The sequence below is a fragment of the Seonamhaeicola algicola genome (assembly GCF_007997385.1).
GTDB lineage: Bacteria > Bacteroidota > Bacteroidia > Flavobacteriales > Flavobacteriaceae > Seonamhaeicola > Seonamhaeicola algicola.
In genome coordinates, this window is sequence record NZ_VOSC01000012.1 from 355,971 (window position 1) to 378,467 (window position 22,497).

The window sequence follows — 22,497 nt, forward strand, 5'->3', positions numbered from 1 at the left end:
TTTACAAAAAAATATAGAAGAAAATGCAACCTTTAAAATTTTAGTTTGTCTATTAAAAGCGTCAATCAATCACAAATCAAAAAACGAACAGAATGAAACAATCACTTTTAGGCCTATGCCTATTATTTTCATGGGTAGTAACCGCCCAAAATTTTACGGTTAGGGGCAAGGTAAAAGATGCTAAAAATGGAGAAACCCTTATGGGAGCCACCGTATTTTTAAAAGGCACAACCAACGGTGCAATTACCAATAATTATGGCTTTTATTCGCTTACTGCCGTAAAAGGAAATTACACCTTGGTTGTTTCTTATATGGGGTATCAAGAAATTACTAAAAGCATTATTTTAAATGAGAATCTAGAATTTAATTTTGAATTAAACGAACTTTCAGAATCACTTGATGAAGTTGTAATAACTGCCGATGAGCCTGAACGCATTAGTATTAAAAAACCGCAAATGAGTGTATCAAAACTCAAAGCGTCTACCATTAAGCAAATGCCAGCAGTTTTAGGCGAAGTTGATGTTATAAAATCTATTCAAATGCTACCAGGTGTTACTAATAATGGCGAAGGTAGCCCCGGTTTTAACGTACGTGGTGGTGCGGTAGATCAAAATTTAGTGTTGTTAGATGAAGCTATTATTTACAACACTTCACACTTTTTTGGATTCTTTTCAGTGTTTAATAATGATGCCATTAAAGATATTAAGCTTTATAAAGGCGATATACCAGCCAATTTTGGCGGTAGGGTATCATCTGTACTTGATGTGCATCAAAAAGATGGTAATAGCAAGCAATTTGCTTTAACAGGCGGTATTGGCTTAATTTCAAGTAGACTAACTGCAGAGGCTCCGCTATTTTCAAATAAAGGTTCTTTTTTAATAGCGGGTAGAAGTTCATACGCACACTTATTTATGAAGGGTATGGATGAGTTTAAAGACGATAAAATTTCGTTTTACGATTTAAACCTAAAAACGAATTATAGCATTAATAAAAACAACAAAATTTACCTATCTGGTTATTTTGGGCGCGATGTTTTTGATATTAATAACATTATTAAAAATAATTACGGAAACGCTTCGGGAAACCTGCGATGGAATCATATTTTTAATGATAAACTATTCTCCAATTTATCACTTATTTACAGTAAATATGATTACCAAATTGTGCTCGATTTTGTGGAGTTAGATTGGGTTGCAGATATTGTAAACTATAACCTTAAATACGATTTTAAATATTACTTAAACAATAATTTAAAACTAGATTTTGGACTAAGTAGTATTTTTTACAACTTAAACCCAGGAGAGGTTAAACCAACATCGGCATCATCACCAGTAAACCCTTTAAAACTTGATGAAAAACGTGCTTTAGAAAGCGGTTTATACATAAGTGCAGAACATAAAATATCAAATAAATTAACAGCACAATACGGGCTTAGATTAAGCCGTTTTAATCGTTTAGGAGGCCAACCTATTACAAATTATTTAAACAATTTGCCCGTAGTTTACAACAACCAGTTTGATATTTATGAAGCAGGCGAAGCAACCAGCGAAACTAATTTTAGTACCAACAAAAGTATTAAAACCTTTAATAACCTTGAGCCAAGGTTAGGGCTTTCGTATCAATTAAATCAGGCATCATCTATTAAAGCAAGCTATACAAGGTCTGCGCAATATTTGCATTTGTTATCAAATACCACATCAGTTACACCGGTTGATGTTTGGACACCTAGCGGAAAATTTATAAAACCACAACTATCAAATCAATATGCTTTGGGGTATTATAAAAATTTTAATAATCAAAAATATACTTTAGAGCTTGAAACTTATTATAAAACTACCAGCAACAGAATAGATTACATTGATGGTTCAGATTTAATAGGAAATAATAACATTGAAACCGAAATTTTAAACGGTGAAGCAAGAGCTTACGGATTAGAGTTTTTACTAAGAAAAAACACAGGCAAATTAACAGGTTGGTTGGCCTATACATTATCAAAATCTGAACAACGCACATTGGGCGGAAATGCTGGCGGCCCCGGAATTAACAACGGTAACTGGTACAACACACCTTATGATAGAACACATGATGTTTCTGTTACAGGTATTTATAAGCTTAATGATAGTTGGAGTTTTAGCGCCAATGCTGTTTTTCAAACTGGTAGGCCCGTAACATACCCAAACGCACAATACCAGTATGAAGGCTTATCTATTGCTAGTTTTGGTAATAGAAATGAAAGCAGATTGCCAGCATACCACAGATTAGATGTTTCGGCAACATACAAGCCTAAGAAAAATTTAAATAGAAAGCTTCAAGGTGAGTGGGTTTTTGGCGTTTACAATGCTTATAATCGTAGAAATGCCGCATCAATTTCATTCCTTCAAAACCAAGATACTGGTGTAAATGAAGCTAATAGATTATCAATTTTTGGCATCATTCCTTCAATTACTTATAACTTCAAATTTTAAAATCATGCAACAATACATAAAATCAGCAATAATTCTAGTATGCATTATATTAACTTCTTGTGAAGATGTTATTGATGTAACCGTACCAACATCAGCCCCAAGGCTAGTAATTGAGGCGTCTTTAGATTGGCAAAAGGGCACTACAGGTAATAACCAAACCGTTAAGTTAAGCACATCAACCCCATATTTTGAAAACACTACAAATAGTGCTGTAACTAACGCAACAGTTACTGTAACCAATGAAAATACTGGCAATGTTTACAATTTTGTAAATGAAAACAACGGTAATTATACCATTAATAATTTTCAACCAATAATTGGCAACACCTATAGTTTAGAGATTATTTATAATAATGAAATTTATACGGCTACCGAAAAAATGATATCTGTTTCACCCATTAAAAGAGTAGAACAATCTCTTGAGGGTGGTTTTGATGATGATGTTTTAGATGTTTCTATTTTTTGGGATGATCCTGTAGATGAAGAAAACTACTATCTTTTAGTGTTTTATGAACAAGGTGATATTGTGGCAACTTTTGAAGACTTTCCTGATGAATTTGTTAATGGAAATGAATTAGATGAATTTTTTGAAAAAGAACGTGATGATGATGATGAGTTTGAAGAATTTAACCCCGGCGATGTGGTTGAAATTAGCTTGTATGGCGTTTCAAAACAATTTGATTATTACGCAAGTTTGTTAATTGAACAGTATGATAGTGCCGGCGATCCGTTTAGTACAATACCCGGTAAATTAAAAGGTAATTGTGTAAACATAACCAACCCAGATAATGTACCCTTTGGTTACTTCAGGCTATCAGAATTTGATAAAGTAGTTTACACATTTCAATAAATTTTGGTGGTTAATTAATAGTATTAAGCACACTGGTATGAGGTTGATTTTAAGTTTTTTAATAGATTAGTTTTTTAAAAACCAGTGTGTTTAATTTATTCAAATAGAAACATTATTGCACAGCAATTAAAATTAATTTTGTAATCATGCAACCCTTGTAAAATTTAGTTGTCTATAACAATAAACCTAACTAAAAATACAAGCTATAACAACTTTACGTGAGTAACGCCATAGTATTTACACATAAAGACCTTATTGAGCGCAGTAAGCAGGGTGATACCAAAACACAATACAAATTATACGCTTTGTATGTTGAGGCTATGTTTAATGTGTGTATGCGTATGGTAAAAATTAAAGAAGATGCTGAAGATATTTTACAAGAAAGCTTTATTGAAGCCTTTAAAAACCTAAACAATTTTAGGTATGAAAGTACATTTGGTGCTTGGTTAAAACGTATTGTAATAAATAAAAGTATTAACCATTTAAAACTAAAAAAGTTACCATTAATAACTATTGAAAATGATAACTACAGCATACAAAATAACACTGAAGAACACCAAGACAACCATTTAAATTTTGATGTTAACCGTATAAAAAAAGGTATAACACTATTGCCTCAAGGCTACCAAACCATTATTAACTTGTATTTAATTGAAGGCTATGACCATGTTGAAATAAGCGAAGTGTTGGGCATAAACACATCAACATCAAAATCGCAATATCACAGAGCAAAAAAGAAATTAATTGAAATAATGCACCAACTATGAGCAATAAATTTGAAAAATACGTTGAAAAACACAAATTAGAATTTGATGTTCACACCATTGATGAGGCTTCAAAATTAAGGCTTTGGGGGCAAATAGCACCACAATTAACAAAGCCCACACCTAAAGTTATACCACTTTGGCAAAAACCAGTATTTAAAGTTGCAGCAACTATTGTATTATTAATGGGTTGCACATTATTTTTTACATTATATACAAGTAATATAAACCAAAATACAATTGTAAATAATGAATTGTATGATATTGATAACCATTACAAAGTATTGGTAAATAACCAAATAACACTTATAAAACATAACACACATTTAACTGAAGAAGATAGAACTGAGTTTTTAACGCTTATTGATGATTTAGACCAAGAATACAATAAACTTAAAAAAGAACTCACATTAGGTATAAATAATCAAAAAATTATTGAAGCCATAATTAGCAATTACCGCAAAAAAATTAAACTCATGGAAGACTTGTTAAACAGATCTTACCCAATAAATGATACTATTGATGATGAAGCAATTACGTTATAAAAATATAATTAATGCCCTTTTGGTATTAACAACATGCGTGGTTTTTGGGCAAAATAAAGTGAGTAAAGAAATTAAAAAAACAGCCACACTACCTAACAACGGGCAACTTTACATTGAGAACAAATATGGCGATGTTTTTATTGATGGTTGGAATAAACAAACCATTGAAATTACTGTTGAAATTGAAGCCAAAGGCCGAAATTTAGATAAAGCCAAAGAGCTATTAAAACGTATTAATCCAGAAATTGAAACCTCTGGTAATGTAGTAATGGTAAAATCACATATTTCTGAACGTGAATTAGGCTTTTTTAATAAATACATTAAAAAAGTAGATGCTTTTAATGCTGAAAAAACAAACACCAATATTAATTATAAAATTAATATGCCAAAACAGGCTGAAATTGAAGTTTTTAATAAATACGGCGATGTTGTAATTACAAATTGGAACGGAACATTAAAGGCTGATATTGAACATGGCGATTTAAGAATTACAGATGCTATTGATAATGCAAACATTACCTTAAAATATGGCCAATTAAAAACCAATAATTTAAATACTGCACTAGTAAACTCAAAACAAGCAACCGTAACAATTTCAAATGTAAATAAGTTAAAACTAAATTCTAACGGATCAGAAATATATATAAATAGTGTTAACACTTTAGAGTTGTATTCTGACAAAGATACTATTGAAATACAAGAATTAAACACCATTTTTGGCACTGTAAAATACACCACAGCATCGTTCAATAAGTTAAAAAGTAAAGCTAATCTAGAACTTCATTTAGCAGAATTAAGAGTACTTAAATGTGCTGATAATCCTGTAATTGTTCTAAACCAAAACACTTCCGAAGTTTACATAAACATAGCTCAAACTAATTTTCATTTTAATGCTAAATTAGAACAAGGTGTATTAAGAATTCCTAAAACAATGACCAACATAACAAGCAAAGTTTTAGATGAAAAAAATAAAATAAGGCATGTAAAAGCAAACTATAAAAATGCGCAACAAGGCACTATTGATATAGCAGGCTATAAGGGCATTGTTATTTTAAAAGAACTATAAAAAATCAATCAAAAATTCAATCAAAAAAATGAACAGAATAATTACGTTTTTAGTTTTATTTACAACCATTTCGCCAACTTTTGCTCAAAAAAACACGCAAAAAGATTATGTAGAGTTTGATGACCGAAAAAATGTGGTTCATGGTGTGTATCTTGGTTTCAACCTACATTACGGCCAAATAGACAACAGAGATACCGCCTTTGGAAATGTAAAATTAGCCTATGTTGCTAACCGAAAAATAGAAGTTGGTTTAGGTGGTACCATTTTTTTTAACGAACAAAATAATGACAGGCCAGACTTATTTAACGGTGATAAAATTGCTATGGTTGGCGCCTATGGTGGTTTACATTTAGAGCCTATTTTATTTGGCCGTAAGTTTATTAGCGTGTCTTTTCCTGTGTTAGTTGGTGGTGGTGCTGTAGGTTATTTTGGAAATAATTTTTCTGATGATTATGAGGGTGTTGATGAAAATATAAAAGATGAAGATTTTGATGCCTTTTTTATTGTAGAACCAGGCATAAATATTCTATACAATTTTTCAAGATACACACAGTTAGAAACAGGTTTTAGGTACCGTTTTACTAGTGATTATGAGCAACCACTTTACAAAAAAGGAAATATTAACGGGTTTTCTGTAGGAGTAGGTTTAAAAGTTGGTATTTTCAATATGGGAAGAAAGAAAAAAATAAAGGATAATTTCTAACTAGAAATTATCCTTATATCGTTGATTTTTTACAATTTATTTTAACACCTCATTATTCTGTTTTGCTATGCGTTCCTTTTGTGCTTTACTTAAACCTTGGCGGTAATACACATCTGGTTTGTGCTTAACACGGTGTTCTTTCATTTCAGGGTCATGTACATCTCTACTCAAGTCACAATCAAAACGAACCAATTTAGAGCAGAATTTACTCCAGTTTCCAGTGGCATTTATAAAGTGCGCTGTTCCCCAAGTAATGCCTCGTCCGTCAGTTGTATTGGTAAATGCATCTGGAACATATGGTGCAGCAGCGTAAGGCATTAACTCTGTAATAGAGGCTATCTCAAAGTTTACCCAATCTTTAGCATATTGAATGGTATTATGCTCTGGTCCGTCTTTGTAAACTAAAGCCGCTACACCTTCTTTAAAGGGAAATAAAGAGGTTTCATGGCCAGAGGTAATCAATGGGTTCAATGGATGCTTTTTAAACGGTCCTAGAGGGTTATCTGCAATGGCTAAACCTTGCATTCTAACTAAATCTGGTCTTTCACCAAAATCTGATTTGTAATAAATATATACTTTGCCATCATGAACAAGAGGGTAGGGGTCATGAATAGAATATTGATCCCATTCGCCTTCAGCACCATTTGGTATAACTATTTTGTTATATGGTGTCCAAGGGCCTTCAGGAGAATCTGCGTAAGAGACAGCAACAGGACAATCGTCACCACGTTTTCCACTAGCTTCCATAAAGCCTTGATAGTATAAATAGAATTTACCTTTCCATTCTAAAATATCGGTTGTAGTAACCGAACGCCAACCTACTGCTGGTTTTTCAGGGCGTTTAATGGCTACACCTTGTTCTTCCCAATTAAAACCATCTGTTGAGGTAGCGTACCAAATATCAGCTAAATCCCAATCTGATGAAGGAATGGTATCATTACATTTTTTAGCACCTTGCGGTGGTGTAGGCGTATTTCTGTAGGTATACCAGATATAGTATTTTCCGTTGTGAAGCAACACTTTTGAAGGATCTCTTCGAGATATTGTACCATCATAATTATTATAGTCAAAGCCTTTCATTTCAGTGTATTTGAACTGACTAAAAAGCTCGTTGTTTTGTGGTTGTGGTGCTGCGTAATCGGTGTATATGCGCTCCATGGCGGCACTCATTTGTCGGTTTGGTTTTTCATCTGGAAGTACAAAAGGAAAGCCTCCTTGGTTTTCTGGTTGCTCAGTTGTTTTTGTTTCTTTTGCGCTTTGTTTACAAGTAACTAGCATTAATGCTCCAACAATAGCTAAAAGTTTTAGTTTCATATTTTATTGTTTAGTTATTCAATGATTATTTCGTCTATTTCCTGATAAAACCCAATAGATTGCACTATCAGAATCGTCAACGTGGTTTTTGTTGATTTTTTCTTTCTGAAATTCCTTTCATGAAATTCGCATTAAGCCATTTTATTTATGTAATCACAGGCAATAAAATCACAAAAAATCATCTGGATCGTTTATGTTATCACCTCCATCACTTATGAGCCATACTTTTGGTTTTTGTGAAAAAGCAAGTGTTATACTGAAGATGAAAATAAATACTGCTAATCGTTTCATCTGCTTTAGTTTTTTGAAATAGGAGTTATGTACGTGTAATAAACACCATACTTCTTTTTACCTTCTATAAAATCATTCACTAATAAGGTTTTCCCTTTCGGAAGATTCACTGTAAAAACAACAGCTTCATCTTGGTTTGTAACTGCTTTTTCGTGAATTTGATTTGCAATACTAATGCGTACTTTTTGCGGCTTTATAGTCTCGTAGGTGTAGAAGTTTTTAGGATTGTTCTCAGGTACGCCCCAAATGGTTCCTGGGCACTCTTTAGGCCATCTTCTGCATTCAATTTTATACATGCCTTCTTTATCAATTTCAATGGAATGCGTGTTGTTTAAGCTTTTTTTACCTGCGGCTACATGTTCTGCTTTCCAAATACCGGCGCTTTCTCCAATGGCATGTTGTATGGTTAGTGTAATTTCTTTTTGATTTTTGTTACCAACAATGCTCACTGGAAACTCAGAATATTCTGGGTTAGTTTTGGATACTTTTAAGAATTGAGAATTATGCTCTAGCAGTTCTTTTACAACCTCCGGATACTTTGCAGACAAATCATTTTGTTGCATACGGTCTTTTTCAATATTGTAAAGTTCTTTACCATCAATTAAACGCCAGTCATCTTTAATGATACAGGTTTTATCTACATCTGTTGGTGGTCGCCAATCCTGACGGTTATGAACAAAAATGGTTCGCTCTTCTAGTCTTTTCTTCTTTTTTGTTAGTAATTCAGAAAAGTCAATACCATCTAATTTCTTTTTTTCAGGAATAGTTATTTTGCAAAGTGAAGCTAGCGTTGGAATAAGATCTACATGCGCCGTTTCAGCATCAATATCTTTTCCTCCAGAAATTTTGCCATCTTTCCACCTAATAAAAAATGGTACTCGGTGACTGCCTTCTTGTTTACCACCTTTTCTACCTCTAAAACCATGGTTATAACCTAGTTTTCCATCGGCGCTATAGCCATAGTGTGTACCATTATCGGTCATAAAAATTAATATAGTATTGTCGGCTAGTTTCGATTTTTTAAGGAATTTTTCCAGTTTCCCAAAATTTTCATCAATATTGGTTATCATACCGTAGAATTCGGCATTCATAATTTCCGTACCTACTAAAGGTTTATATGGGTTGGCATATTTCTCTTCCACGTAATGTGGTCCATGTGGCGCATTGGTTGGTAGGTATACAAAGAATGGTTTATCCTTATTGTTTTGTATGAATTTAATAGTTTCTTCAAACCAAACGTCGGTACAATAGCCTTTAAATTGTTCAGGTTTATTGTTAACGTAATATACATCATCAAAATACGTGTTTCCCCAGTGGTCTGAAAGTTCTCCTACACCACCAGCTTTATGATGAATAGCAACATCAAAACCGGAGTCTGTAGGTCTCACAGGGTAGTTATCACCTAAATGCCATTTACCAAATAAACCGGTTACATAACCATTAGCTTTAAAAATATCGGCCATGGTTACGTTGTTTTCAGATAAAGCATCTCTGCCTTTGTAAGTAGCCCATGCACCATTATTTATGGGGTATCTACCGGTCATGATTGCTCCACGCGTGGGTGTGCAAACAGAGCTTACATGAAAATCGGTCATTCTAACAGAACCTTTGTAGAACTTATCTAAATTTGGTGTTTTAATCCACGGATTGCCATGGCACCCAATGTCGCCTATACCTTGGTCATCAGTTAAAATTAATATCACATTAGGCTTATCTTGTTTTTGAGCTACTACTGAACTCACAAAAAAATAGGATACCAAAAAAAATAATAGAAAGTTTTTATGCATTATATCTTAGTTTAGTTTTTCAAAAGTAACTAAAGAAGGTTTTGACTTCAAATGAAAAAACTATACAAAACTTATATACTATTTATTTTTTATTTATATTTTTTGCTTAATTATTTCCATTTTAAATATTTTAGCAATACGTCACTAAAAACTAAATAATTCATTGAAAAGCAGGTTATTATTGGTATATGCTGTTTTTAATATTGTTTGTGTATATGCAAACAATGAAAATAAACGTGTTATACCAGATTCAACTACATATTATACAGGTCAAATTAACAAAGCTGTTTGGCAACATAAAACGTTTCCTTATAAATCATATCAAGTTTTAAAGAAAAGCCGATCATATTTTGAGACTAAGCATGATACTACTATGGTAATTAAGTGCCTCATGCACATGTCTGAAATGCGAATGATTAGAGGAAAATATAGTGTGGCTTTTGATCATGCTTGGGAAGGGTTGTATTTGGCTAATAAATCTCAAAAAGGAGATGAAAAGGCTAGAACACATATTCAACTTGCTCGTTTATATGATATGTTTAGTATGGATGATGAGGTTTACTCTCATTTACGTGAAGCTTTAAAGATTGCAAAAGAGCTATATTTTCAGAACAATGAAAACGTAGGCCCCTTAATTTCAAGTTATATGAATTTAGCTGTAAAGGAGCGAAAATCAGGAAACTTTAAAGTAGCTTTAAAGTATTTAGATTCTTGTTTGGTTAACGAAAAAGTTGTTGAAACAAAACAAGTTGAAATGCCCTTTATTGATGCAGAACGTGGTTATATTTTATTAAAATTAGCCAATTATGATGCATCTAACAAGTACTTACATTCATCTAACAAACATACTGAAGATAAGCCTGTTGATTACAAAACCAATATATCTATGTATTTGGGTGAATTAAAAGAATCTTTAAACCAACTTGATAGTGCTTTGTTTTATTTTAAAAGAGGTTTAAATTATATTGACAAAAAAAATTATAGAGTAGATTTAAAACCCGAAATTTTATATAAACTTTCAAAGGTTTATTATAAGAAGCATAAAAACCTAAAGGCTTATAATTATTTAGAACAATCGCATAAAGCGGCAGATAGTATGCTGCAGCTTAGAAATAAAACTAATGGAGAATTGTTTGAAATTAAAGATACTTACTTACAATCTATCTACAAAAAAAATGAACAATTAGCACAGCAAGAGTTAATTATAGCAAAGAATAAGCAAGAAAAATTTAGGTTAAAAATAATTTTGGGGCTTACTTTTTTGCTTATTATCATATTATCTTTAGTATATAAAATGCGTTTAAAACTTAAAAAAACGTTATTAGAAAAAAAGCAAACCGAAATGGAAGCAACCCTTAAAGTAGAGCAAAGTAAAGCTAAAATTGAGGGCAAAAGTAAAGAGTTAACATCTTACGCACTACAGTTAATTGATAAAGAAAAAGATATTGAAGAGTTATTGGATGTTCTAAAGAAGGAGTCTCCGCAATCATACAAAGCGTTGAGTTATAAATACACAAAAGGCTCAAAAGATTTATGGGATACTTTTAATTTGCGTTTTACTGAAGTTAACTCAAAGTTTTACGAAAAACTAAAAGCAAAACACCCAGATTTAAGTGTTACCGAGCGCAAACATTGTGCCTTAATAAAGCTTAATTTTGGCACTAAAGAAATGGCCAGAATATTAAATATTGAACCTCACAGTGTTCATATTTCCAGATCTAGAATTAGAAAAAAAATAGGTTTAGAGCGCTCTGATAAATTAGAGAATTATATTTCTGGGTTTTAAACATCTCTTAATTACTTATTAAAACATCATCTAATAACGAAGTTAGATTAGACTAAAATATAAATTATACATGTTTTGGTTTGATGTTAAAGACCACCTTGGAATAGTACATCAAATTAGTGAAGGAAGATTCGATATGAAGTTTACACAATAAACTATAAAAACCATAAGTAATAAAAGAACTATATTGATATACTTTATAAAAAAAAGGAGTGCATTATGTAAAAGCGTCTGATAATAAGGGGGAATTTATAACTAAAGGCGTTATTATAAATTAAATATTTTTAGAAAAAAGTTTTAAATAAAGAAGCGATACATGTATCACTTCTTTTCTTTTTTAATCTCCCTTTTTATGCAACAACCGTGTTAATTTAATAGATAAATCAGTCAAGATAATTTTTGAATTACCGTTGCGTTCAATATGGTAAATGGCATTTTGAAGTTCATCGCTTATTTCTAAAATATTACCACCATGAATAAAAGGCGCAAAATTTTCAAGTTTAAATTTTTCGGTTTTAGGTTCAAAAAAAACCAAATCAGTGGCGTTATAGTTTAATAAAAGCGCTTGCCTAAAAAAATCAACACAAAAATTTAAAAATTGTTTTTGGGTTTCACGCCCTGTTTTGGCAATGTTTTCACTCCACGAAATTAAATCGTGAATAGCACTTTTGTTGCCTTTGGCCTTAAAGGCGCTACGTACCCAATAAATAAACCATTCTTCAAACTGTGTATCTTCAGAGTCATGGTACACTAAATCACAAGCTTTATTATAGTTACCATTAGATTGGTGTGCAATTTTAGTAGCAGTGGCTTGGTCTAGTTCATAATTTTTAACCAAAGCATCTTTTATAACTTGTTCAGCCAAAGGCGGAAAATGTAATGTTTGGCAGCGTGAACGAATGGTATTTATAATTTGCTCCTCGTCCTCCGCAATCAATATAAAAATAGTTTTATTTGGTGGCTCTTCAATAAGTTTTAAAAGTTTGTTGGCACAAGCAGTATTCATTTTTTCAACCATCCATATGAGCATAACTTTGTAACCACCTTCAAACGATTTTAAAGTTAGTGATTTTACAATTTCATGCGCTTCTTCAACACCAATTTGCCCTTGTTTATTGTCTACACCTAATAATTTATACCAATCAAATAAGTTGCCATAAGGCTGTTCTTTTATTAATTGGCGCCATTCTTCTAAATAAAAATTTGATACGGGTTTGCTTTTCACTTTATCACTGGTAGTTACCGGAAATGCAAAATGTAAATCTGGGTGCGAAACATTTTTAAATTTTAAGTTACAAGCTTCAATACCGTTGTTGTTTTCGCCATTATTGTTTTTACACAAAATATACTGTGCATAGGCAATTGCCATTGGTAAAGTACCAGAACCTTCGGGCCCTACAAAAAGTTGTGCGTGTGGTATCCGGCCGTTATCGGCACTTTGTGTTAAATGACTTTTTATATGTTCTTGACCTAAAATTTCTGAGAATAACATAAAACAAAAGTAATTTAATTTTTTAAGGTGTAGAATTTTAGTTAATGTTTCAAATTAACACTCAATGTTAATTTAATGTAAACGTTAATTAAAGTAGTAAGCATATTTTTTTGTTTATGTAAATTGTTGTTTGTTATTGTTTTATGATTTTTATTGCAAGCTATTTTTTTGTTTTAAGTCATTTCTTACGCTTAAAAAAACTATTTTTATTACTTTTGTTCACGTAAAATTTACATTCTGTTAACATTAAAACAACATTGAGTTATGTCAAAAAAACAAGTTTCAAAGAAAAAAAGTACTAAAAAAGAAGAGAAAAAAGCAAAAAAAGTAGCTAAAGCCAAAGCAGCAAAGAAAAAAGCACAAGAAAAGGCAGCAAAGGCCAAGGCAAAAAAGAAAAAAGCACAAGAAAAGGCAGCAAAAGCCAAGGCAAAAAAGAAAGCCAAAGCGGCTAAAGCCAAAGCAAAAAAAGTAGCTAAAGCCAAAGCAGCAAAATTAGCAGCAAAGAAAAAAGCACAAGAAAAGGCAGCAAAAGCCAAGGCAAAAAAGAAAGCCAAAGCGGCTAAAGCCAAAGCAAAAAAAGTAGCTAAAGCCAAAGCAGCAAAATTAGCAGCAAAGAAAAAAGCACAAGAAAAGGCAGCAAAAGCCAAGGCAAAAAAGAAAGCTAAAGTGGCTAAAGCGAAAACTAAAAAAATAGTTAAAGCTAAAGCAGTAAAAAATAACAAGAAAGCAAAAATACCAAAACAGGTGGTTTCAAAATCTACCACTTCAAAAAAAGCTAAGGCAGTTAAACAGGCTAAACCAACAAAAAAACAAACAAAACTTAAAGTTGTAAAGGCAAAAAAACAAAATATAAAGTCTAGAAAAACTAAGATAAAGAAAGCTTCATAAAAATATTTTAATCTATATCGTTTTCGTTAAAAAAGTCATTTTTTAGTGCTAATTAATTGGTTACATTTGTAATACACTAATTAGTAAATTTATATTGATGAAGACTTTAAACGACTTTAATTTTGAAAATAAAAAAGCACTTATTCGCGTAGACTTTAATGTGCCATTAAATGAAAATTTTGAGGTAACAGATGCTACTAGAATTATATCTGCTAAACCTACAATTATAAAGATTTTAGAAGATGGTGGAAGCTGTATTTTAATGTCGCACCTTGGGCGCCCAAAAGGATTTCAAGATGAGTTTTCATTAAAACATATTGTAAAAAACGTACAAGATGTTTTAGGGGTTGAAGTAAAATTTGTTGCAGATTGTGTTGGAAATGATGTTGAAACAGCTGCAGCTAACCTACAACCAGGTGAAATTTTATTGTTAGAAAATCTTCGTTTTTATAAAGAAGAAACAGCAGGCGATAAAGATTTTGCTGAAAAACTTTCAAAATTAGGAGATATATACGTAAATGATGCTTTTGGTACAGCGCACAGAGCGCATGCATCAACTACTATTGTAGCTGAGTTTTTTCCTGAAACTAAATGTTTTGGTAGCTTATTAGCTCAAGAAATTGATAGTATTAAAAAAGTAATGGAAACTGGTGAAAAACCTGTTTTAGCTATACTTGGTGGTGCTAAAGTGTCTTCAAAAATTACCATAATTGAAAATATTTTAGACAAAGTAGACCATTTAATTATTGGTGGAGGTATGGCTTTTACATTTGTTAAAGCTCAAGGCGGAAGTATTGGAAACTCTATTTGTGAAGATGATAAAATGGAACTTGCTTTAGATATTTTAAAACAAGCTAAAGAAAAAAATGTACAAGTTCACATACCAGTTGATACCATTGCTGCCGATGATTTTAGTAATGATGCTAACACCCAAATAGTTGATATAACAGCAATTCCTGATGGTTGGGAAGGTGTTGATGCCGGACCAAAATCTAGAGAGCAATTTCATAAAGTAGTAATGGAAAGTAAAACCATACTTTGGAATGGACCATTAGGCGTTTTTGAAATGGAAAGTTTTGCTGGTGGTACTATTGCCCTAGGTGATTCTATTGCCGAAGCTACCAAAAACGGTGCTTTCTCGTTAGTAGGTGGTGGAGATTCTGTTGCGGCGGTTAAGCAATTTGGTTTCCAAGATAAAGTAAGTTATGTAAGTACTGGTGGTGGTGCCATGTTAGAAAGTTTAGAAGGTAAAACATTACCAGGTATTGCCGCTATTTTAAGCTAGTACTTTTTCAAAATAACCATAAAGAATAAAGTCTCTTTTTCTAAGAAATTTTTTATTTACCATAAAAAATACGATTTTAGCCATACTATCGTTCAACAATGAATAGATAATATGGCTTTTCGTTTTTTTATACTTACATTATTTTTTAGTACTTCAATTTGCTTGGGGCAAGTTAAAGATACCATTTCTATTACCATAGATAATGAGATAAATGACTCATTAATAGATGGTAAACAACCTATTAAACCCATAGAAGTTAAACTTGATAGTACTTCAATTAAAGCGCTAAAAGACCATGAATTGGCAGCTTCTTTTGATGAAAAATGGTATGAAGATTTGTATAACAACAATTTGTTTGATACCATTTACAAATCTGTTACAGAATTAACGTTTAATGAGATAGATTTTCCTGAGCTACCAACCGATACGTTAAAAGCCAGATTAGAAGCACTTAATGCTAAAACACCTTTTAATGTAGCTTATAACCCTTCTTTAGAAAGTGTTATTAAATTCTATTTAAAAAACCGTAGAAACCTTATACAAAAGCTAGTAACGCTAAGTGCTTTTTACTTTCCTATGTTTGAGCATGAGTTAGATAAACAAAATTTACCTTTAGAAATAAAATATTTGGCTGTTGTAGAGTCGGCTTTAAAGCCCAGAGCAAAATCTAGAGTAGGTGCTACAGGTTTATGGCAATTTATGTTTGCTACTGGTAAAATGTATGGTTTAGATGTTAGTAGTTATGTAGATGAACGCAGTGACCCCATAAAATCTACAGAAGCAGCAGCAAAATATTTAGCAAGATTATATGAAATTTTTGGCGATTGGGATTTGGCCTTAGCTGCTTACAATTCTGGCCCAGGCAACGTTACAAAAGCCATTAGGCGTTCAGGCGGTTATAAAAACTACTGGAATATTAGGCACAACTTACCCAGAGAAACAGCAGGTTATGTGCCAGCATTTTTAGCAAACATGTATATTTTTGAATATGCTGAAGCACATGGTTTTAAAAAAATAAAACCTGAATTTCCGTTAGTTGAAACCGATACCGTTTTGGTAAAAAACATGATAACACTAGACCAAGTTGCTGAGGTTACAGGAACACCTGTTGAAAAGTTACAGTTTTTAAACCCTTCGTATAAATTAGATATCATACCTGTTATTAAAGGTGAAAACTATTATTTAAGGTTGCCAAGAGATGTGGTTGGTACTTTTGTTAACAATGAAACTCAAATATATGCGCATGTAAAAGAAGAGTTAGCTAACAGAGAAAAACCACTGCCACAATTTTTTAACGCTACAGATAGGGTGCGTTATCGTGTACAATCGGGTGATTACTTAGGTAAAATTGCCAGACGTTATGGTGTTAGGGTTAGCCAAATTAAAAGTTGGAACGGTTTGCGCTCAAACAATTTAAAAATAGGGCAGCGTTTAACCATTTATCCGCGTAAACCTTACACACAAACAGCAACTTCAACAGCAAAAACAACCGATAAAAAAGTTGTTACAAAACCAATTCCGGGTGATGTTATTTTGTACACTGTTAAAAGTGGCGATTCACTTTGGAGCATTTCACAAAAATTTTCTGGAGTTTCTATTCAAAATATTCGAGAATGGAACGGTATTAGTGGTAATAATTTAAAGCCAGGAATGAAACTAAAAATTTCAAAAGGTTAATTCCTAAATAATCATATTATTCTTAAAAAATATTAAAGATGAAACACGTTCTTTTATCAGCATTGTTGCTATTTGTTATGTTATCTTGTAAAGACAAAAACAATAGTAGCAAACCAGAAAAATTTCTATATGATTCAACCGGTAATATAAACCACGTTTCAGTAATTATTGAAAATGATATGTGGAGCGGTAGTGTTGGTGATGCTATTAGAGGCATTTTAACAAAGCCCATTTACGGCTTACCACAAGATGAACCTACCTTTACTCTTAGCCAAATACCACCAAAAGTATTTTCGGGGTTTGTTACAAAAAACCGTACCATTTTAAAAATTGAAATGAACAAAGAACCAAGTATTAACTTTGTTGAAGATGTGTATGCACAACCACAAAAAGTAATTGTATTAACAGGTAAAACTAAAAAAGATATTATTAATTTGGTGAATGACAATGGGCAAAAAATAATTGAAGTTTTTAGAAATGCCGAAATAGGAGAGCGCCAACGTCAAATGGCAAAATCGCCACATAATTACACGTCTATAAAAGAAAAACTAGGTTTAACAATTCAGTTTTCATCAATTTATGAAACAGCTAAAGAAACCGATAATTTTTTCTGGTTTAGAAAAGATATTACCACAGGGCATTCACATTTAATGATTTATGATTTGCCATACACTGCCATTAAAAAAAATGACAGTACGGGTATGCAAATACTTAAAATAAGGGATTCTATTGGTAAACAATATTTTAAAGGAAGATTAGATGGCACAGTAAATGCCGATGGAAATAAAGTAAGCTCTTATATGGTTACTGAAGATGCATATGCACCCTTTCATGCCGAAGTTATACTAGACAATAAACCTGCTTTTGAAACTAAAGGACTTTGGGAATTAACCAATGATTTTATGGGGGGCTCATTTGTAAACTATACCATTGAAGATAAAGTAAATAAACGTTGGGTTGGGGTTGAAGGCTTTATTTTTGCGCCTTCAGTTGAAAAAAGAAATTATATGCTAGAGCTAGAAGCTATTATAAAATCTATAAAAATAGACTAAAATATAGTGAAACAACACACAAAAAAAAGACCAACATTGTTGGTCTTTTTTTATATTTATAAATAGGTGTTATTCTTTTTTTTCGCCTTCAGGGTTTTCTTCTTTACTAGCATCTTTAAACTCCTTAATACCGCTACCTAAACCACGCATTAATTCAGGTATTTTCTTTCCGCCAAATAACAGTAAAACAACAATTACAATTAATGCAATTTGCCATGGTCCAATAGCTAATGGTAACATATATAAGCTCATAATATTTAATTTAGAAAACAAAGTTAATAATTAAAGTTTAATAAAAACGTTTAAAACATAACTTTAGCATTTGCAAAATATATTCGGTATTAAATTTTAAAAAACTACAGGTTTTGTTAAGCAAAAGTAAACACAGTTTTTAGTAAGCATTGGTTATAATAAATTCTTTATTTTTGTTTTCCATGAAGAAAAAGAAGGCGCAAAAAAAAATTAAAAAAAAGCTACTAGATAAGTATAGGTTGGTTATACTTAATGAGCATACTTTTGAAGAACAATTATCATTAAAACTCACACGGTTAAACGTTTTTGTTTTAGCCAGTGTATCGGCATTATTTTTAATTTTGTTAACCTATTTAATTATTGCATTTACACCTTTAAGAGAATATATTCCAGGGTATTCTTCAACAGCATTAAAAAAGAAAGCTACTGAGCTTAGTTTTAAAACAGATTCATTACAACAGGCAATGGCCATGAATGAACTGTATTATAAATCTATTAAAAAAGTATTAACAGGAGATGTTAGTGCCTCAGATATTAATAAAGATTCTATCATTCAAGCAGTAAAGTTAGAAGCTAGCGAAGTAGATTTTAAACCTATTGCTGAAGATTCTATTTTAAGAGAAAAAGTTGATAAGGAAGATAAGTATAACTTGTTTGAATCTGCAACTACAGCTACTAATTTTGTGTTATTTCCGCCAGTTAATGGCGAAATATCAGCACACTATAACTTAAAAGAAAAACACTATGCTGTTGATGTTGTTGTACCTAAAGATACACCGGTAAAAGCTACTGCCGATGGTATTGTAATTTTTGCAGAATGGACGGTTAGCACAGGTTATGTTATTATTTTAGAGCATAGTTATGGGCTAATTTCGGTATATAAACACAATGCTGAACTTACAAAAACACAAGGCGATTTGGTTAAAGCAGGCGAAGTAATTGCCACTGCAGGTAACACAGGTGAGCTTTCAACCGGAACACATTTACATTTTGAACTTTGGAATGATGGTTACCCAATTAATCCAACAAATTTTATAGATTTTAAATAATGCTATCACTAAAATCGGCTTTAGCAAAACCATTTGCAAAACGTGTTTATAAAAACATTCAAAAATGGGCTAAAAACCCTGAGAAAACGCAACAAACGGTTTTTCAAAATTTAATAACCCAAGCTGCTAACACACAGTTTGGTAAAGATCATGATTTTGCTGGTATAAAATCGCATGCCGATTTTGTAAAACGCGTACCTATAAGAGATTATGAGGCTTTAAAACCGTACGTTGATAAAGTTGTAAAAGGTGAAGAAAATATACTTTGGAAAGGAAAACCTTTATACTTTGCTAAAACATCGGGTACAACATCGGGTGCAAAATACATTCCTATTACCAAAGAAAGTATGCCAACGCATGTTGAAGCCGCCAGAAATGCCATTTTAATGTACATACATGAAACTGGTAATACAAAATTTGTTAACGGTAAAATGATTTTTTTACAAGGAAGCCCCATTCTAAAAGAACAAAATGGGGTTAAATTAGGGCGTCTTTCAGGTATTGTAGCGCACTATGTGCCAAAGTATCTTCAAAAAAACAGGTTACCATCATGGGAAACTAACTGTATTGAAGACTGGGAAACAAAAGTAGAGGCTATTGTTGAAGAAACATTGCCCCAGAACATGACTATAATTTCTGGTATTCCGTCATGGGTGCAAATGTATTTTGAAAAACTAGTTCAAAAAACAGGAAAACCAGTTGGAGATATTTTTAAAAACTTCAATTTATTCATCTTTGGCGGTGTAAATTACCAACCCTATAAAACAAAGTTTGAAAATTTAATTGGCCGTAAAGTAGATAGTATTGAATTATATCCTGCTAGCGAAGGCTTTTTTGCATTCCAAGATAAACAAAACGAAAAAGGCATGCTTTTGCAGCTAAACTCAGGCATTTTTTATGAGTTTGTAAAAGTAGATGAGTTTTATACTGAAAACCCTAAAAGATACACTATTAATAATGTTGAAGTTGGTGTAAATTATGTAATAATTATATCAACAAATGCCGGTTTATGGGCTTATAATATAGGTGATACGGTTCAGTTTACATCTACAAAACCATATAGAGTAATTGTATCTGGAAGAATAAAACATTTTATTTCGGCTTTTGGTGAGCACGTTATTGGTAAAGAAGTTGAGCAAGCTTTACAAGAAGCCATTGCAAATACCAATGTTAGTGTAACAGAGTTTACTGTGGCACCACAAATAAACCCAACCGAAGGTTTACCATACCACGAGTGGTTTATAGAGTTTGAAAATGAACCTGAAAACCTTTTAGAGTTTGCCAAAAAAATAGACAAAGCACTACAAAAACAAAATGTATATTATTTTGATTTAATTGAAGGAAAGGTGCTTCAAACCCTAAAAATAACTAAGGTAAAAAAAGATGGTTTTAAAAATTACATGAAATCTATTGGTAAATTAGGCGGACAAAACAAACTACCCAGACTATCAAATGACAGAAAAATAGTTGAGGAATTTCCACACAATTATTAAAACAAATAATAGTATCTTTGAAACCCAAAAAATGCGCTAATGAGTAATAAAAAGTATCATGAAAGAACGAGAGCTCAAGAGAGTTCAAATGCCATAGAAAGAATGTACATTACTATGCGTCACCTATTTATCAGAGGTTTTTATAAGCCTATGGGTATATCTGGTGAAATGCTTCGCAATTCATTATTGCTTTTAAGACCCGAAATTTATGGGTCTATTGGCGATGAAAAAGCAGAACTTGAAGGGTTACTTTATGTAATTGATAGGCTTCCCGAAGGTATTGAAGAATGTATGTTTATTAACCTAACCAGTGATGAAGGGTATTCAAACTCACATTTTAAACCTATTATCCCAGAAAAAAGACGAAGAAATTGCTACCGCATTGATAAGGAGCAAATGAATATTGAGATTACCAGAGGGCGCTCTGAAATTTATGATATTCTAACACATCTAACTTTTTTGTTTGTTGAGTCTCATAAAATAAGTAATAGAGTTTTAATTAATGAAGAAGAAGGTTTAACCACCAGAGATTGGCAAAAATTAGAAAAAGTTGTGCTGTCAAAAGCAGAATTAACTAATGAAGAACGTGAAATAGCCATTACACATACAGCTAATATTTTAGGCAGAACATTTAACGAGCTTAGGGTTGTTTATGATGAGTTTGCAACCGCAAAACAACCAGAAAGATTACTACATATTGTTTATTGGTTAGGTAAATTAGCTATTGAAGAACAAGTTAATAACAACAAACGAACCATAACATTTACGCCAGTTTTAAGAGAGCGTATTGGGCATCATATACATGGTGAAATTTGGGCAGACAATATAAAGGAGGTGCTTTATAAAAACAGTTTGTTAAATCGTCCAATTCACATAATAAGTGCCAACATGCACAGTGTAATGAATACGTTATTTGCGCCTTCAGCATTAAAATCATTAGCTTCAAAAAAAGATATTTTTGAAGTTTACGAAGCCTTAAGTAACAAAGAAAACGAAGCCCTAAGAAGTAAAGTAACTACAGATGCACTACGTAATGGCATGCTTTATATTAAAGATACATCGGGTACCAATATTGATGTTCAAATTTTTGATACTAGTAAAATAGATGTGTCAAAAATAGATATCAAAGCTAAAGAAACCATTTTAAAAGAGAAAAAACCAGTGTTGTTGGTAATGGATTATGCTTTTGGCGAACAAGCTTATGAAACCATTGATGAGCTTTTAAAACCATACAAAAAGCATAAAACTAAAACCCATTTAAATGTAGAGTCTATTTCAATTATGGGTAAAGCAGGTATTTTAGAAGGTGGAAAAGGAGATATTATGATTCCTTCTGCGCATATTTTTGAAGGTACTGCCGATAATTATCCTTTTGAAAACGAACTAAATAAAGAAGATTTAGACGGACAGGGCGTTGATGTTTATGAAGGTACTATGATTACTGTTTTAGGTACATCGCTTCAAAATAAAGATATTTTAAAATTCTTTTACAATTCCACATGGAAAGTAATAGGTTTAGAAATGGAAGGAGCACACTACCAAAAAGCCATTCAAGCAGCATCAAAAGTAAGAGGTAGTATAAGCCCTAACGTAAAAGTACGTTATGCTTATTATGCCAGTGATAATCCTTTAGAAACGGGGGCAACATTAGCCTCAGGTGGTTTAGGTACAACAGGAGTAAAACCAACGTATTTAATAACCCGAACTATTTTAGAACAAATTTTTAACACTATTTAAT

General features: G+C 32.1%; 19 protein-coding genes. 14 read left to right on the forward strand and 5 right to left on the reverse strand.

Translation table 11 applies throughout. The annotated features are described in order from the left end of the window. The first annotated feature begins 92 nt into the window (after positions 1–92). The 6 genes from FUA26_RS04030 to FUA26_RS04055 all read left to right on the forward strand — a co-directional run bounded on the left by FUA26_RS04030 (position 93) and on the right by FUA26_RS04055 (position 6,393). The gene (locus FUA26_RS04030) at positions 93–2,465 is read left to right on the forward strand and encodes a TonB-dependent receptor (protein ID WP_147131891.1); all 2,373 of its coding nucleotides are present in this window, start codon (positions 93–95) and stop codon (positions 2,463–2,465) included. A 4-nt stretch (positions 2,466–2,469) separates the two neighbouring features. Continuing rightward, positions 2,470–3,315 carry a DUF4249 domain-containing protein gene (locus tag FUA26_RS04035; protein WP_147131894.1) on the forward strand — a complete coding sequence of 282 codons (846 nt, stop codon included), beginning with the start codon at positions 2,470–2,472 and terminating at the stop codon, positions 3,313–3,315. A gap of 218 nt (positions 3,316–3,533) precedes the next feature. Beyond that, positions 3,534–4,082 (forward strand): RNA polymerase sigma factor, encoded by a 549-nt coding sequence (locus FUA26_RS04040; protein WP_147131896.1) that lies wholly within the window; start codon positions 3,534–3,536, stop codon positions 4,080–4,082. Continuing rightward, positions 4,079–4,624 (forward strand): hypothetical protein, encoded by a 546-nt coding sequence (locus FUA26_RS04045; protein WP_147131899.1) that lies wholly within the window; start codon positions 4,079–4,081, stop codon positions 4,622–4,624. Before FUA26_RS04040 ends, FUA26_RS04045 begins: the two co-directional genes overlap by 4 nt. Continuing rightward, a complete protein-coding gene (locus FUA26_RS04050; RefSeq protein WP_147131900.1) occupies positions 4,602–5,690 on the forward strand; it encodes a hypothetical protein in 1,089 nt (362 codons plus the stop codon). Before FUA26_RS04045 ends, FUA26_RS04050 begins: the two co-directional genes overlap by 23 nt. Before the next feature lie 28 nt (positions 5,691–5,718). Continuing rightward, positions 5,719–6,393, forward strand: coding sequence for a hypothetical protein (locus FUA26_RS04055; protein WP_147131903.1), 675 nt, complete (start codon positions 5,719–5,721; stop codon positions 6,391–6,393). 36 nt (positions 6,394–6,429) lie between these two features. Here the strand turns inward: FUA26_RS04055 and FUA26_RS04060 are convergent, their stop codons facing one another. From FUA26_RS04060 to FUA26_RS04065, 3 genes are all read right to left on the reverse strand, one after another. After that, positions 6,430–7,707: a glycoside hydrolase family 117 protein gene (locus tag FUA26_RS04060; RefSeq protein ID WP_147131906.1), complete on the reverse strand. Its 1,278-nt coding sequence runs from the start codon at positions 7,705–7,707 to the stop codon at positions 6,430–6,432. Between the two features lie 168 nt (positions 7,708–7,875). Next, positions 7,876–7,998 (reverse strand): hypothetical protein, encoded by a 123-nt coding sequence (locus FUA26_RS15845; RefSeq protein WP_262712116.1) that lies wholly within the window; start codon positions 7,996–7,998, stop codon positions 7,876–7,878. 5 nt (positions 7,999–8,003) lie between these two features. Continuing rightward, on the reverse strand, positions 8,004–9,740 hold the full coding sequence (locus tag FUA26_RS04065; protein ID WP_246109065.1) for an arylsulfatase: 1,737 nt from the start codon (positions 9,738–9,740) through the stop codon (positions 8,004–8,006). Between the two features lie 208 nt (positions 9,741–9,948). On the opposite strand from FUA26_RS04065, the gene FUA26_RS04070 reads away from it, so the two are divergent. Beyond that, a complete protein-coding gene (locus FUA26_RS04070) occupies positions 9,949–11,571 on the forward strand; it encodes a hypothetical protein (RefSeq protein WP_147131912.1) in 1,623 nt (540 codons plus the stop codon). 337 nt (positions 11,572–11,908) lie between these two features. Here FUA26_RS04070 and FUA26_RS04075 read toward each other — a convergent pair whose 3' ends face one another. Further along, entirely contained in the window at positions 11,909–13,063 is a 1,155-nt protein-coding gene (locus FUA26_RS04075; RefSeq protein WP_147131915.1) for a DNA polymerase III subunit, read from the reverse strand. 264 nt (positions 13,064–13,327) lie between these two features. On the opposite strand from FUA26_RS04075, the gene FUA26_RS04080 reads away from it, so the two are divergent. From FUA26_RS04080 to FUA26_RS04095, 4 genes are all read left to right on the forward strand, one after another. Then, positions 13,328–13,951, forward strand: a complete 624-nt coding sequence (locus FUA26_RS04080; protein ID WP_147131918.1) for a hypothetical protein — start codon at positions 13,328–13,330, stop codon at positions 13,949–13,951. 97 nt (positions 13,952–14,048) lie between these two features. Next, positions 14,049–15,236: a phosphoglycerate kinase gene (locus FUA26_RS04085; RefSeq protein WP_147131921.1), complete on the forward strand. Its 1,188-nt coding sequence runs from the start codon at positions 14,049–14,051 to the stop codon at positions 15,234–15,236. A gap of 111 nt (positions 15,237–15,347) precedes the next feature. Continuing rightward, positions 15,348–16,913: a LysM peptidoglycan-binding domain-containing protein gene (locus FUA26_RS04090; protein ID WP_147131923.1), complete on the forward strand. Its 1,566-nt coding sequence runs from the start codon at positions 15,348–15,350 to the stop codon at positions 16,911–16,913. Positions 16,914–16,951: 38 nt separating this feature from the next. Further along, on the forward strand, positions 16,952–17,965 hold the full coding sequence (locus FUA26_RS04095; protein ID WP_147131926.1) for a DUF4837 family protein: 1,014 nt from the start codon (positions 16,952–16,954) through the stop codon (positions 17,963–17,965). Between the two features lie 69 nt (positions 17,966–18,034). Here the strand turns inward: FUA26_RS04095 and FUA26_RS04100 are convergent, their stop codons facing one another. Continuing rightward, positions 18,035–18,217: a Sec-independent protein translocase subunit TatA/TatB gene (locus tag FUA26_RS04100; protein WP_147131929.1), complete on the reverse strand. Its 183-nt coding sequence runs from the start codon at positions 18,215–18,217 to the stop codon at positions 18,035–18,037. Between the two features lie 182 nt (positions 18,218–18,399). Between FUA26_RS04100 and FUA26_RS04105 the strand changes: the two genes are divergently transcribed. From FUA26_RS04105 to FUA26_RS04115, 3 genes are read left to right on the forward strand one after another with little or no spacing between them, the layout of a single operon-like run. Next, positions 18,400–19,266, forward strand: coding sequence for a M23 family metallopeptidase (locus tag FUA26_RS04105; RefSeq protein WP_147131932.1), 867 nt, complete (start codon positions 18,400–18,402; stop codon positions 19,264–19,266). Further along, the gene (locus tag FUA26_RS04110) at positions 19,266–20,759 is read left to right on the forward strand and encodes a GH3 auxin-responsive promoter family protein (protein ID WP_147131934.1); all 1,494 of its coding nucleotides are present in this window, start codon (positions 19,266–19,268) and stop codon (positions 20,757–20,759) included. Before FUA26_RS04105 ends, FUA26_RS04110 begins: the two co-directional genes overlap by 1 nt. Before the next feature lie 39 nt (positions 20,760–20,798). Beyond that, positions 20,799–22,496, forward strand: coding sequence for a DUF6909 family protein (locus FUA26_RS04115; protein WP_147131937.1), 1,698 nt, complete (start codon positions 20,799–20,801; stop codon positions 22,494–22,496). The last annotated feature ends 1 nt before the right edge of the window (position 22,497 follow it).

What these genes read in the sequence shown, in the direction of transcription:
- FUA26_RS04030 (WP_147131891.1), top strand. Translation starts at nt 93, where the DNA reads ATGAAACAATCACTTTTAGGCCTATGCCTATTATTTTCATGGGTAGTA.
- FUA26_RS04035 (WP_147131894.1), top strand. Translation starts at nt 2,470, where the DNA reads ATGCAACAATACATAAAATCAGCAATAATTCTAGTATGCATTATATTA.
- FUA26_RS04045 (WP_147131899.1), top strand. Translation starts at nt 4,079, where the DNA reads ATGAGCAATAAATTTGAAAAATACGTTGAAAAACACAAATTAGAATTT.
- FUA26_RS04050 (WP_147131900.1), top strand. Translation starts at nt 4,602, where the DNA reads ATGATGAAGCAATTACGTTATAAAAATATAATTAATGCCCTTTTGGTA.
- FUA26_RS04055 (WP_147131903.1), top strand. Translation starts at nt 5,719, where the DNA reads ATGAACAGAATAATTACGTTTTTAGTTTTATTTACAACCATTTCGCCA.
- FUA26_RS04060 (WP_147131906.1), bottom strand. Translation starts at nt 7,707, where the DNA reads ATGAAACTAAAACTTTTAGCTATTGTTGGAGCATTAATGCTAGTTACT.
- FUA26_RS15845 (WP_262712116.1), bottom strand. Translation starts at nt 7,998, where the DNA reads ATGAAACGATTAGCAGTATTTATTTTCATCTTCAGTATAACACTTGCT.
- FUA26_RS04075 (WP_147131915.1), bottom strand. Translation starts at nt 13,063, where the DNA reads ATGTTATTCTCAGAAATTTTAGGTCAAGAACATATAAAAAGTCATTTA.
- FUA26_RS04080 (WP_147131918.1), top strand. Translation starts at nt 13,328, where the DNA reads ATGTCAAAAAAACAAGTTTCAAAGAAAAAAAGTACTAAAAAAGAAGAG.
- FUA26_RS04085 (WP_147131921.1), top strand. Translation starts at nt 14,049, where the DNA reads ATGAAGACTTTAAACGACTTTAATTTTGAAAATAAAAAAGCACTTATT.
- FUA26_RS04090 (WP_147131923.1), top strand. Translation starts at nt 15,348, where the DNA reads ATGGCTTTTCGTTTTTTTATACTTACATTATTTTTTAGTACTTCAATT.
- FUA26_RS04095 (WP_147131926.1), top strand. Translation starts at nt 16,952, where the DNA reads ATGAAACACGTTCTTTTATCAGCATTGTTGCTATTTGTTATGTTATCT.
- FUA26_RS04100 (WP_147131929.1), bottom strand. Translation starts at nt 18,217, where the DNA reads ATGAGCTTATATATGTTACCATTAGCTATTGGACCATGGCAAATTGCA.
- FUA26_RS04105 (WP_147131932.1), top strand. Translation starts at nt 18,400, where the DNA reads ATGAAGAAAAAGAAGGCGCAAAAAAAAATTAAAAAAAAGCTACTAGAT.
- FUA26_RS04110 (WP_147131934.1), top strand. Translation starts at nt 19,266, where the DNA reads ATGCTATCACTAAAATCGGCTTTAGCAAAACCATTTGCAAAACGTGTT.
- FUA26_RS04115 (WP_147131937.1), top strand. Translation starts at nt 20,799, where the DNA reads ATGAGTAATAAAAAGTATCATGAAAGAACGAGAGCTCAAGAGAGTTCA.